The sequence below is a fragment of the Flavihumibacter sp. ZG627 genome (assembly GCF_000814325.1).
Taxonomy (GTDB): Bacteria; Bacteroidota; Bacteroidia; order Chitinophagales; family Chitinophagaceae; genus Flavihumibacter.
Map to the genome: position 1 here is coordinate 133548 of NZ_JPHF01000004.1, position 12067 is coordinate 145614.

Annotated in this window: 11 protein-coding genes; 6 read left to right on the forward strand and 5 right to left on the reverse strand. The window is 45.5% G+C overall.

The window, feature by feature from the left end; all coding sequences use genetic code 11:
* Window positions 1-13 precede the first annotated feature (13 nt).
* The 3 genes from queA (at window position 14) to HY58_RS10155 (ending at window position 2681) form a co-directional block, all read left to right on the forward strand.
* Window positions 14-1063 (forward strand): tRNA preQ1(34) S-adenosylmethionine ribosyltransferase-isomerase QueA, encoded by a 1050-nt coding sequence (gene queA / locus HY58_RS10145; protein WP_039131403.1) that lies wholly within the window; start codon window positions 14-16, stop codon window positions 1061-1063.
* A 174-nt stretch (window positions 1064-1237) separates the two neighbouring features.
* Complete coding sequence (locus tag HY58_RS10150) at window positions 1238-2164, forward strand: alpha/beta hydrolase (RefSeq protein ID WP_039131406.1); 927 nt, start codon at window positions 1238-1240, stop codon at window positions 2162-2164.
* A gap of 25 nt (window positions 2165-2189) precedes the next feature.
* On the forward strand, window positions 2190-2681 hold the full coding sequence (locus tag HY58_RS10155; RefSeq protein WP_052324019.1) for a nuclear transport factor 2 family protein: 492 nt from the start codon (window positions 2190-2192) through the stop codon (window positions 2679-2681).
* Window positions 2682-2737: 56 nt separating this feature from the next.
* Here HY58_RS10155 and HY58_RS10160 read toward each other — a convergent pair whose 3' ends face one another.
* The 4 genes from HY58_RS10160 to HY58_RS10175 form a co-directional block, all read right to left on the reverse strand.
* Window positions 2738-4057 carry an aspartate kinase gene (locus HY58_RS10160; RefSeq protein ID WP_039131409.1) on the reverse strand — a complete coding sequence of 440 codons (1320 nt, stop codon included), beginning with the start codon at window positions 4055-4057 and terminating at the stop codon, window positions 2738-2740.
* A 106-nt stretch (window positions 4058-4163) separates the two neighbouring features.
* Window positions 4164-5243 carry an Ldh family oxidoreductase gene (locus HY58_RS10165; RefSeq protein WP_039131411.1) on the reverse strand — a complete coding sequence of 360 codons (1080 nt, stop codon included), beginning with the start codon at window positions 5241-5243 and terminating at the stop codon, window positions 4164-4166.
* 65 nt (window positions 5244-5308) lie between these two features.
* Window positions 5309-5767, reverse strand: a complete 459-nt coding sequence (locus HY58_RS10170; protein ID WP_039131413.1) for a single-stranded DNA-binding protein — start codon at window positions 5765-5767, stop codon at window positions 5309-5311.
* A gap of 132 nt (window positions 5768-5899) precedes the next feature.
* Window positions 5900-8467 (reverse strand): M14 family metallopeptidase, encoded by a 2568-nt coding sequence (locus tag HY58_RS10175; RefSeq protein ID WP_039132002.1) that lies wholly within the window; start codon window positions 8465-8467, stop codon window positions 5900-5902.
* 67 nt (window positions 8468-8534) lie between these two features.
* Here HY58_RS10175 and HY58_RS10180 point away from each other — a divergent pair, with 67 nt between their 5' ends.
* The 3 genes from HY58_RS10180 to HY58_RS10190 all read left to right on the forward strand — a co-directional run bounded on the left by HY58_RS10180 (window position 8535) and on the right by HY58_RS10190 (window position 11011).
* On the forward strand, window positions 8535-9023 hold the full coding sequence (locus HY58_RS10180; protein WP_039131416.1) for a hypothetical protein: 489 nt from the start codon (window positions 8535-8537) through the stop codon (window positions 9021-9023).
* 68 nt (window positions 9024-9091) lie between these two features.
* Entirely contained in the window at window positions 9092-10201 is a 1110-nt protein-coding gene (mnmA, locus tag HY58_RS10185; RefSeq protein WP_039131418.1) for a tRNA 2-thiouridine(34) synthase MnmA, read from the forward strand.
* 36 nt (window positions 10202-10237) lie between these two features.
* Window positions 10238-11011 (forward strand): hypothetical protein, encoded by a 774-nt coding sequence (locus HY58_RS10190; RefSeq protein WP_039131420.1) that lies wholly within the window; start codon window positions 10238-10240, stop codon window positions 11009-11011.
* A gap of 200 nt (window positions 11012-11211) precedes the next feature.
* Here the strand turns inward: HY58_RS10190 and HY58_RS10195 are convergent, their stop codons facing one another.
* The gene (locus tag HY58_RS10195) at window positions 11212-11988 is read right to left on the reverse strand and encodes a DUF4138 domain-containing protein (protein WP_039131423.1); all 777 of its coding nucleotides are present in this window, start codon (window positions 11986-11988) and stop codon (window positions 11212-11214) included.
* Window positions 11989-12067 lie beyond the last annotated feature (79 nt).

Genomic DNA, 12067 nt, shown 5'->3' on the forward strand with positions numbered 1-12067 from the left:
AACCATTTTATACATGAAGCTATCACAGTTTAAGTTCGATCTCCCCCTCAATCTTATTGCCCAGCACCCTGCGAAAAAAAGAGAAGACAGCCGTATGATGGTTGTTAACCGCAAGACCGGCAATATCGATAACAAGCATTTCCGCGACATCCTCGAGTATTTTGACGACAAAGATGTATTTGTAGTGAACAACACAAAAGTGTTCCCTGCGCGTATGTATGGCCGTAAGGAAAAGACCGGTGCAAAAATCGAGGTATTTCTTTTACGCGAGTTGAACAAACCCAACCGCCTCTGGGATGTTATCGTTGATCCTGCCCGTAAAATCCGTGTTGGTAACAAACTCTATTTTGGTGAAAATGATGAAATGGTTGCAGAAGTGATAGACAATACCACCTCACGCGGACGTACAATTCGTTTTCTCTGGGATGGCACCGATGATGAGTTCCGCCAGATGCTGGAATTCCTGGGGGAAACGCCATTACCGAAATATATCAAGCGTAAGCCTGATGAGGATGATAAAGAGCGTTACCAGACTGTATATGCGAAACACGAAGGCGCCGTTGCGGCCCCCACTGCCGGATTGCATTTTAGCCGGGAGCTGATCAAGCGACTGGAGATCAAAGGCATCCGTTTTGCCGAAGTAACTCTTCATACAGGCCTTGGAACTTTCCGACCAATTGAAGTGGAAGATCTCAGCAAGCATAAGATGGATGCAGAATATTATCGCATTGAAGATACTGCCTGTCAGATCGTTAACAAAGCCAAAACCACTAATCACCGCATCTGTTCTATCGGAACAACCACGATGCGTGCTATAGAGTCTTCTTTTACCGCGGAAAAGCTGCTGAAGCCTTCGGAGGGCTGGACAAATCATTTTATTCATCCCCCCTATGAATTCAATATTGCCGATGCCCTGGTAACCAATTTTCACCTGCCAAAGACGAGCCTGCTGATCATGACCTGCGCATTTGCAGGATATGACCTTGCAATGGAAGCATACAAAAAAGCCATCAAGGATAAGTACCGTTTCTTCAGCTATGGAGACGCGATGCTGGTTATCTAGGTGTCTGACACTTGTTCGGAGGATGTTCGAACATAAGTCCGAACAAAATACTGCCCTTTCAGGCAGTATTTTGTTTTGATACCTGTCTGACGCCTGTCGCGACATTCCTCAGACGAATGTTAAAGATTTAAGCATCTTTCCATAAACTTGTGGAGGATAGTTAATTTCATCTCTATGAAACAGATATTGCTCGCAGTTATGATACTGACCCTAATGTTGAATACGAGTGCGCAGGAAGTGCTTCCGCTCTATGAAGGCGATTCTATTCCAAATAGTAGGACCTCATCCAATGAGGAGCGTTCTGAACGTGCGGGTGACGGAATCCTGAGGACTTATAAGGTAAGTCGCCCAACCCTTACAGTTTACCTTCCCGCGGCTGATAAAGCCAACGGAACAGCAGTCATTATTTGTCCGGGTGGTGGATACAGGATACTTGCGGATGATCATGAAGGAAGCGCGGTTGCAAAGCTTTTTAATGATTGGGGCGTAACCGCATTTGTATTAAAATACCGGATTCCGGATGATGCCACGATGGATGATAAAACCATCGGACCACTTCAGGATGCCCAACGCGCTATCCAGCTTGTTAGGGAGAAAGCGAAACTGTGGCAATTGAATCCCAGACAAGTAGGGATAATGGGCTTTAGTGCGGGTGGCCACCTCGCAGCGATGGCTACCGTTCATTATGATGATCCGAAAATAGCCAACCCGCTCGGCACTTCATTACGCCCCGATTTTGCTATTCTTGCCTATCCGGTAATTAGCTTTTCTGAAGAATTAGCACATAAGGGTAGCCGGGAGCAACTTATTGGCAAGGAACCTACTGCTTCACAACTCCGATACTATTCTGCAGAAGAGCAGGTCGATAAAAAAACTCCGCCGGTTTTCCTGATGCATGCGCGTGACGATAAGGCTGTTAAAGTTGATAATAGTCTCAGATTCAAGGAGGCCCTTGATAAATTCAAGGTCAAAAATGATATTTACCTTTATGATAATGGAGGCCATGGTTTTGGCTTAAAGAATAGCACTTCAGATGTAGAATGGATGAAGTACGTAAAACAATGGATGTTCGGTATGGACCTTATCCTCAAAAAGCGTTAACTATGCGTCTGACATATGTCAGGACATGCGTCAGACAGATATGAAAAGTATACTACTATTATTATTATTCCCGGTGTTGGCAATGGCCCAAACCGACCAACAAAATGCAAGCATATACAAACCTGTTAATAAGGAATTATATGATACTATAGCAAAGCTAGATAGCCTGTTTTTTGCCGCCTTCAACTCGAAGGACCTGGAATCGGCAATGAGTTTTTTCTCAGAAGATCTTGAGTTTTATCACGATAAGGGCGGATTGGATAATTATAAGGTCACCAGGGAAAAACTGCAGTTGCTTTTTAATAACAACCGGAATACCGGTTTGAATCGTCAACTCGTAGCCGGCAGTCTTGAAGTATATCCCATTATCAACTATGGGGCTGTTCAAACAAACCTCCATCGCTTTTGTCATAAGGAAAATGGGAAGGATGATTGCGGTACATTCAAGAATATAATGATCTGGCAACTGAAAGATGGCAAGTGGAAAGTTTCCCGGGTAGTTAGTTATGATCACTAGAAGATGTCCGAACATATGTTCGAACATCTATCAGACATGTGTCAGACACATATAACCTACAAACCGAACAAACCGGTATTGAGTAGCTGAAGCGTCTGCTGCTTATAGACTGAGGGGATAAGCAGGGAAACATTATGTTTACTGCCTCCATAACTAACCATTCTTACAGGCACAGGCTTCAGCGATTCAAATAGTTTGCTTAGTATATCCTGCGTTTGTGCTATATCGTTACCAACTATCGAAACAATGGTTTGGTCAAGATCAACTTCCACCGTTCCAAATGGTTCGAGCTCTTTCACGATCTCTTTCAGGAAACTGGCATTATCAATGGTAACAGAAACAGCCACTTCTGAGGTAGTGATCATATCGATGGGAGTGCGGTATTTTTCAAACACTTCAAATATCTTCCGCAGAAATCCATAAGCCAGTAACATGCGACTGCTCTTGATCTTAATAGCGATGATACCATCCTTCGCTGCAATCGCTTTCACACCAACTGACCCGGCTTCCTGCATGATGGTTGTTCCTGCCGCCTCAGGCTGCATAGTGTTCAACAGCTTTACCGGAACCTTTTCCTGCTGCGCTGGCCAAATACAGGTGGGATGTAGAATTTTGGCACCGAAGTATGCGAGTTCGGCCGCTTCTTCAAAGCTGAGTTGCTCGATTGGCATTGTCTTATTCACAACACGCGGATCATTATTATGCATGCCATCTATATCTGTCCATATCTCACAAACGCTACAATTGGCTGCAGCTGCAATCAACGAAGCTGTATAATCACTGCCCCCTCTTTTTAGGTTATCTACTTCACCCCTTGCATTGCGGCAAATATAGCCCTGGGTGATAAAGAGTTTGGTATCCTCATGGGCACGAAGAATAGGCATTAGTCTCGCCCTGATGGCATTAACCTGCGGCTCATCGTTAGCATCTATACTCATAAAATCCAATGCAGGAAGGAGCAAATGTTTTATACCCTTTTCTTCAAGTGATACGGAAAAGAGCTTGGTACTCATTAACTCTCCCTGTGCAAGGATATCCTTATTAAGGGCTTCATTGAAAGATATCCGGGTTATTATGTTCAGAAATTCAAAATGTTCGGAGATGATGTTACGTGCCTTCTGCCGATAAACTTCATCATTAAGAAGTTCATTGATGAATTGCTGGTAGTGAATATCAAGTTTTTCGATAATTGCATTGGCAGCATCCTTATCACCTTTGAGCAATGCCTCCCCAATAGAAACAAGTGTATTTGTTGTGCCACTGAGTGCGCTTAATACTACAATCTTGGGCTCACTATCTTTAGTAATGAGCTGTGCTACCTGGTGCATGCGTTCCGGCTTGCCCACGGATGTGCCCCCGAACTTCATAACTTTCATCTGTTACATTATTTGAGTGGATTGGATCAACCGATAATACCGACTTCACCTTATCCGGTTAAAGATTCATTTATTCCATCATAGCAAGCGGGGCGAATTTACATCATCAGAATGGAATGGAAAATCTTTGCGCAAGCGTTTGCAGGTCTGCCACCACTACATCCAAAAGCGGGATTCCACCCAATCTGCGTTCTACCTCAAGTTTTCGTTCCGGATCCCCAGGCACCAAAACTGATTCAGCACCTTCTACCGTCCTGGCAGAACGGAATCTCCGGATCCAATTATCCATGTCTGCTTTGAATTCTGCGGCCGAGCGAAAGGCATCTATCCGCATGGCTCCAAAAAAATGGCCAATTCCTTTACCGGGCATACCGGTTGGCATGGGAACATAGGCAGGAAACGGGGGCACCCAGGGGCCATAGTTAGCACCACTCAACACAGCTGAGAATATATCCACGATTGCTCCTAATGCATATCCTTTATGGCTTCCATGCTCGCGATCTCCACCTAAAGGCAGCAATGCGCCGCCCTGTTTTAATGCGTGTGAATCGGTGGTGGACCGGCCATCTGCATCCTGGATCCAGCCCAGGGGTGCAGCTTCCCCTTTTCGCTGTAAGATTTCCAGCTTACCATTTGCCGCTGTAGTGGTTGCCATATCTGCAACAAAAGCGGGCTCTTCCCCTCCAGGAATTGCCACACAAATGGGGTTGGTTCCCAGTAATCTTTCCGTTGAAAATGTTGGTGCTACAAGAGCGCTTGCATTGGTCATGCTAATTCCTATCATATCCTCCTTAAGGGCCATCATGGAATGCCATCCCGCAATACCAAAATGATTGCTGTTCTGAACACTAACCCACCCTGTTCCAACATTTTTTGCTTTATCAATAGCTACCTGCATAGCATATGGAGCCACAACCAAACCCAGGCCGCTGTCGCCGTCAACTACAGCAGTTGAGGGTGTTTCATGCAAAATCTTCAGAATGGGCCTGGCGTTTACCCTGCCCGCTTCCCAAAGGCGAACGTATCCGCTCAACCGGGCGATACCGTGGGAATCGATTCCACGAAGGTCAGCACTTAACAATACCCTTGTGGCTGTTTTGGCATCTTCAGTTGAACATCCAATTGCAAGGAAAATTTCCTGTGTAAAGCTTTCAAGTTGATCGTAGGAATAATTAGTTTCGGCCATGGCGCAAAGAAACGAAATAAAAAAAGCTCCCGGAGGGAGCTTATAGAAGTTGTAATAATTAGTTCCTAGAAAGGAAGATCATCTCCCGGATCACCCATCGCTGCCGGAGCCTGCTGCAAACCAGAAGGTTGTTGAATTTGATTACCCGCCGGTCCGGCCTGTTGGTAGCCGCCCGAAGTTTGTGGTTGAAATCCTCCGTGGTTCTCCTGCTTCTGACCTAGTAGCTGTACATTTTGAACACGCAGCGAGAGGGAAGCCCCTGTGGATCCATCATTTTTTGCATAGGTCCGAACTTCCGGTGCCCCTTCCACATATACCTGGGTTCCCTTTTTCAGGTAAGGAGCAACTGCAGTACGATCAGACCAATAGGCGCAATCCACCCAAATGGTGCGCTCCTGCTGGTTTCCCTGCGCGTCGCGATACCTTTCGGTATGTGCCACCGTAAAATTCATCACTGTCTTCCCATTCACATTGTTGGTCACGCAATCCCGACCGAGATTACCTATTACCTGAAGTTTGATCATACACTTAAAATTTAGCTACGTAAATAAAAATTATGCAGGCAATATACACCCATGGTGGCATCCGCCATACCGTTTTTTAACCCTTGTTGAAAAGTCGCCAAGCGTGGGGATAACCTCTGCAATGAATATCGATTAATCCTCTGTCCGGGCCGATCCCGCATCTATAAGATTGCCAAAGAAAATACTGTTCATAAACAACTTAGTTCCGCCAAGCCAGTAGGCACGGAAATTGGGATTTTCGCCTATACTGATGATCCTTCCCGATCCCATTGTCTGCACAATTACAGCTGCCGTATTTTTAATGCCTTCCAGATTTTGCCTGGTCACAAAGCCACTCTGCAAAGGGTTATCGCCATAAATAATGGGCGCTGCAAAGGGATTTTTTGGTTTCTCCATAAACACCTCATTTTGCTTAAATAAGGAGATCTTCGGATCGCTGTAACCATAACCCAACGGATGTGTCAGATCGAGCTTACCCTCCAGAATGGCACCACTTAACTGCTGTGCGCGTTCTACATAAGGGCGACTCACATATGGAAGCACCTTTCCTGAATCAACGGCAGGTTTCTGGCGCCTTATACTGAGGTTTACCAATCCAGCCTGTTTCGCCCAGCTAATGGCAGTTTCCATAAGGATCAGCGTTCCTCCGGCTTGCACCCACGACTGTAATTTTTCCTTATTGAAACTATTATAAGTACCAGCAACTACAATCATTACATTGTATTTATTGAGATCCGTACGATCAAAAACTGCGGCCTCCAACATAACAGGTGGCATATTGTAACGCTGGTCAAGAAGATGCCAAACTTCACCTGCATCCAGGGCACTGACCCCGGCACCAACTAACATAGCCACAGAGGGTTTACGGATGGTGATCATTTTACCACTTCCAAGGTCAGAACCAGATATCGAGAGCCCGCCATTTATAGCATAAACATCCAAATGATTTTGCATTGATAACTCCTGCATAAGTGCATGCACCTTAGCTGCACCAACTGTTTGAGATTGTAATGGAACAAGGATAGTTCCATAATCAAATTTTTTCGGCTGTCCATTAACGGTACTCTCAAATACATTGCCTGCCACTTTCGCCAGCACACCCTGTTGTTGTAATGCATGTAGCATGCGTGGGGCATACAATGCATCCCATGAAAATGCATATGCATACGCTGCCTTCCCACCAATCACCAATCCATGTGGATACTTCAGCTCTGTAACCTTATCCCCGGTTTCAACAGGAAGCTTTGTCATCTCTGCATATGGAATACCCATGGCCAGCGGCATGGTCCATGCCGTTATATCGTAAAAAATACTGTCTTTGTATTCAAGCGTTTTTTCGAAAAAAGTCTGCACCAGTTTATACTGCGGTTGTGCTGTTGGTACCACATAGGCCTTCCCTTTCTGAAAGCGTTGTGAACCGGAAACCAGATCTGTTTTCAACTCATGAATCTCGATATTATGCTGCATCATCATCTCCAAAAAGAGAGCTGTACGTACACCATCATTACCACCAAAAACATAGGCTTTTGTCCGGGCGGTGGTAGCTTCCGTGGCCATCTGGTTATAAAAATCGCGCTGGTATTGCAGTAATTCACGCCGCATGTTTTTCGCTGCTTCGAGGGTACTCAGAACCGTTGTGAACTGGTTCCGGATAGTGAAGGGAAAACTCAGCATGCCATTAGATGTTTCCCGAAGGTGTCCGCGCGAGGATGCCTGTTCAAACAATATCCCGATACAACCCTGGGCATCGGGATAAGTGCTTCCTTTCCCATAATAGAAATCATCATATCCCTCACTGGTATAGTACAATGAACCGATCTTATCGAGCTGCCTGGCATGGAATTCGGCAACCTTCCGTGTTAGCTGCTGGTTCTTTAAAGGAGTTAATGGATTAACCCTGCTGGGTTCACCAGGCTGGAAAAAAAATGTAGCATCACTTCCCATCTCATGGTGGTCGGTTAGAATATTCGGGCGCCAGTCCTGATACCATTTCAGCCGGTTTTTACTTTCCACATGCTGTGCGGGAAGCCAGTCGCGGTTCAGGTCAAACCAGTAATGATTGAACCTGCCACCAGGCCATACTTCATTGAATTCGCGGGATGCCGGATCAGTTACGGGACTGTTACTCTTATGCATATTAGCCCAGGTAGCGAACCGGTTGAGGCCATCGGGATTGAAAGAGGGATCAAAAAGTATCACCACATCATTGAGAAGTGAATCCATTTCCGGACCCTCTGCAGCGGCCAGATGATAAGCCCCCAGCAGGGCTGCATTGGCACCGCTGGGTTCATTGCCATGAATGGAAAATCCCTGCCATACCACAGCCGGCATCCGGTTGAGGTCGAGGCTGCCTTTATAACGTGGATCTGAAAGTTTCAGGTGCTCAGTACGGATTTCTTCGAGGCGGTTGTGGTTAGCAGGCGATGTTATGATCAGCAATAATTGAGGGCGTGCTTCATAGGTGAGTCCTGTCTGAACCAGTTTCACCCTGTCAGGTGCCGCCGCCGCCACAGCCCGCATATAATTGACCAGTCGGTCATGGGTCACATGCCATTCCCCCACCTTATGCCCAATAATTGATTCTGGCGTAGGCACTTTCGGGCTATAGCTGGTTCCCGCAGGAAGGTAATATGAGAGGTCCTGGGATTGTCCGGACAAATTAATAGCAATAATGCAAAACAGGGTAAAAACGATTCTCATGAGCATGTTTTTGTGTATAGGAATGAATTTAGCAAGGATTTTGCTCATAATCTTTAAATAAGCCCATATGAAAAAGATCCTCCTGCCCTGTTACTTGTTGATAATAGCATTGTCTACCCATGCTCAATTAAAGGTTAAAGCCGAATGTGACCCTTTTTACGTTGACATCCTGAATGGCACCGTTAACGCAATGAAGCCCAATCATACGCCAGCCGAGATCAAACAAAAACTACCCTGCTCCTCAGGTTTCGAAGAAGAAGGTCCGGCTGCTAAATGTGGCGGTTCTATCAGCTATAAAGGGCAGGATGTAGTGTTCTATACCCAACGCAACATCATCCAGATAGGCTCAAAATATAAGGGTAAAATGAGCATTTCCCTCCTTGGTGCCAGCCGAACCAAACTCTTCCCCCTGCTTGGCAGCCCACAACTCAAAGACGATAATTGGGAGGCCTTCCAGACGGCCTACGGTATACTTATACTCTATTATACCGCGGGAAAGGTGAACCGTATCCTGATGAGTTCTGAAAATGCAACCACCATCCAGCTCTGCCAATAGCGTATAATATTTGCATATACAAGTATCCGAATGAAATCTTCGTACATTTGCACCTCAATTTCAAGTGTATGAGCCGAAAAGGTAAAGTGCTGGTAGCGATGAGTGGTGGAATTGATTCCACCGTCACAGCCCTGATGCTTCATGAGCAGGGTTACGAAGTGGTGGGCATCACTATGAAAACATGGGATTATGCCACTTCAGGAAGCAGCAAAAAAGAAACAGGATGCTGTAACCTCGATTCCTTCAATGATGCCCGTATGGCGGCGGTACAGCATGGATTTCCGCATTTCGTACTGGATATCCGGGATGAGTTCGGCGACTTTGTTATCGAAAATTTTGTAGAAGAATATCTTGCCGGGCGCACCCCCAACCCCTGCGTGATGTGTAACACCCATATCAAGTGGAGGGCACTCCTGAAAAGGGCTGATGCACTTGATTGCGAGTTCATCGCCACGGGGCATTATGGCATCATCAAACAGCATTCAAATGGCCGTTGGTTCGTTTGCAAAGGAGTTGATGAAACCAAAGACCAGAGTTATGTTTTATGGGGATTGCAACAAGACCTGCTGAGCAGAACCATGCTGCCACTGGGAGGATACCGTAAGTCGGAGATCCGCCAGATGGCCCACGACTATGGTTATCCGGAACTGGCGAAAAAGGCGGAGAGTTATGAGATCTGTTTCGTGCCCGATAATGATTACCGGGGTTTCCTGAAGAAGAAAGTGGAGGGTCTCGAGGATCGTGTTATGGGTGGAGCCTTTGTTGACAAGCATGGCAAGATGCTGGGTAAGCATAAAGGCTATCCTTTTTATACCATCGGGCAAAGGAAGGGCCTCGACATAGCACTCGGCAAACCGGTATTTGTAACAGAAATTATACCTGAAAGTAATACAGTGGTGCTGGGAGATGAAGAAGACCTCAATCGTTCTGAGGCTATAGTAAGCCGTATCAACTGGATGAAATATGACGGTATCACGGAAGGAATGGAGGCTACCACCAAGATCCGTTATAAGGATAAAGGAACATTATCTACCTTACACGAGCATGAAAATGGTGTACGGGTGCACTTTTATGAAAACGTAAAAGGAGTGGCGCCGGGCCAGAGTGCCGTGTTTTATGAGGGGGACGATGTAATTGGCGGAGGCATTATCCAGCGGCAGCAGATACCCTTCATTTGATCAACAATAAACCTTATTGAAAATCGTTGATTCGCTATGAGAAAACTGGCAGGATACATCTTAATACTGGCTGTGTTTGCGGGAATAGTTTCCTGTGGTAAAGAAACAGATACACCCGATGAACCGCTCCTCACCGAATATTTTAACCTGGCTCCAGGCAGGCAGATCAATTACCAGCTTGATTCGATTGTAAAAGCACCTTTTCAGGACACTTCATTCATTGTTCGTTCCTATGAAGCCAGAGATGTGGTTGATGCTGAGATTACCGATAACCTGGGGAGGAAAAGCTGGAGAGTATTCCGTTCACTGCGCCCTCTCGGAAGTACCAGTGAGAGCGCCTGGCAGGAATCTGATACCTACATGATCACTCCTACTCTTTCAGTTGTTGAAGTAATTGAAAATAACCTTCGCTTTCAAAAACTTATAGCCCCCATAAGGGATGGGAAAGAATGGAAGGGAAATAGTCATATCAATGCCGTTCCCGGAGAAGAACTGGCATATCTCTATAACTGGACTTACAGGTACCAGGACATTGACGCTACCCATACCAGTTTTGACCAGGTGATACCAAACACCATTACCGTACAGCAGCAGGATGATGAGTTGAATTCCGCCGGCCTTGGACCGCTTGATCCTTCCCAGAACGGATACCGGGTATATAGTAAGGAGATCTATGCAAAAAGCATTGGTCTCGTTTATAAGGAATTGATCTACTGGGATTTCCAATCCCCCGCCACAACCGGCAATGAATACCCTAATGGGTTAAAGGAAGGAGGCGGTATCCGCATGCAAGTTCTCAGTTGGAAATAATCAGGATTATAAGAAAAAGAGAGTGTTAAAGGGCTGAAAACTGCTTATTCCATGTGTCATGTATGTGTAAAACAAGCTGGAACCCCCTATTTTACTGGGTTTCACACATAGATGAGACAAGGATTAGACAACTATTAGACAACTATTAGACTAGGATTAAGCTTGCCGACCAAATTTTCCACCCAAAATTCTGTCCCCCATTATGAAAAGGCGAATGCCGGTTTTGGCTGCTGTTCTTTACCGATTATATTGTCTGCCATCTCAAGGTGTGGAATCACAAGGCTATAAAGCTGCTTCCCCGAAATGGAGGTGGCCTCAATTACAAGTTCATGTCCACGGTGCCATGCCGGCCTGTTAATTTCCAGTACCAGGTGGCGTGATGAATAGGGCTCGAGGTAAAAATCATTTCTTCCATTAAGCACGGGTGCATCAGTCTCCTCCTTATTATCGGGCCAGAGAGACCATCCTGATTTGCGATAGTATGCTTTTACTTCAAAGGGATCAAGCATTTCAGTGCTGTAATTGTACAGATCAAGCTGGTAAAACACTTTATCCTGAAATATATAGGATCCGGCTAATTCAAGTTTAAGTTGCTGTGCGGCCATCAAACCAGGAACCGGTAAATAATTCCTCCTGATCTTAGTTTGTGTAGCAGCCTTGTCTGAATGAAAAACTGAAGTTTGACCATATAAACTATTCATCACATAAAATGACCTGGAAATTTCGCCAGTATATCGTGTAACCAGATTGTAATGACTTCCATCCTCGGTATGTACCTGTAAAATGGTTTGCCTGAATTGTTCCTTTCCAGCCTTCACTAATAATAACTTGGTACCTGCTGATGCTGTGCACGATATGAGTTCCTCGGAACTCTGCTGCCATGCCAGAACGGGAGATGGAAAAAACAAAGCGCAGGTATGCGTGGTGTTCAATCCAATAAAAGAAAAACTGGGTAAAGGGGCATTATCAGTTACCATATTACTTTAACGAACAAAATCATGGCGGACAGATATGTACCACCAAGATTTTTTTATTGTGAACAGTACCTGAAAAAAT

Bases quoted from the DNA above. Each gene is read 5' to 3' on its own strand.
- HY58_RS10165 (WP_039131411.1), bottom strand. From the start codon at position 5,243: ATGGCCGAAACTAATTATTCCTACGATCAACTTGAAAGCTTTACACAG.
- HY58_RS10170 (WP_039131413.1), bottom strand. From the start codon at position 5,767: ATGATCAAACTTCAGGTAATAGGTAATCTCGGTCGGGATTGCGTGACC.
- HY58_RS10180 (WP_039131416.1), top strand. From the start codon at position 8,535: ATGAAAAAGATCCTCCTGCCCTGTTACTTGTTGATAATAGCATTGTCT.
- HY58_RS10190 (WP_039131420.1), top strand. From the start codon at position 10,238: ATGAGAAAACTGGCAGGATACATCTTAATACTGGCTGTGTTTGCGGGA.
- queA (WP_039131403.1), top strand. From the start codon at position 14: ATGAAGCTATCACAGTTTAAGTTCGATCTCCCCCTCAATCTTATTGCC.
- HY58_RS10175 (WP_039132002.1), bottom strand. From the start codon at position 8,467: ATGAGAATCGTTTTTACCCTGTTTTGCATTATTGCTATTAATTTGTCC.
- HY58_RS10155 (WP_052324019.1), top strand. From the start codon at position 2,190: ATGCGTCAGACAGATATGAAAAGTATACTACTATTATTATTATTCCCG.
- HY58_RS10195 (WP_039131423.1), bottom strand. From the start codon at position 11,988: ATGGTAACTGATAATGCCCCTTTACCCAGTTTTTCTTTTATTGGATTG.
- HY58_RS10160 (WP_039131409.1), bottom strand. From the start codon at position 4,057: ATGAAAGTTATGAAGTTCGGGGGCACATCCGTGGGCAAGCCGGAACGC.
- mnmA (WP_039131418.1), top strand. From the start codon at position 9,092: ATGAGCCGAAAAGGTAAAGTGCTGGTAGCGATGAGTGGTGGAATTGAT.
- HY58_RS10150 (WP_039131406.1), top strand. From the start codon at position 1,238: ATGAAACAGATATTGCTCGCAGTTATGATACTGACCCTAATGTTGAAT.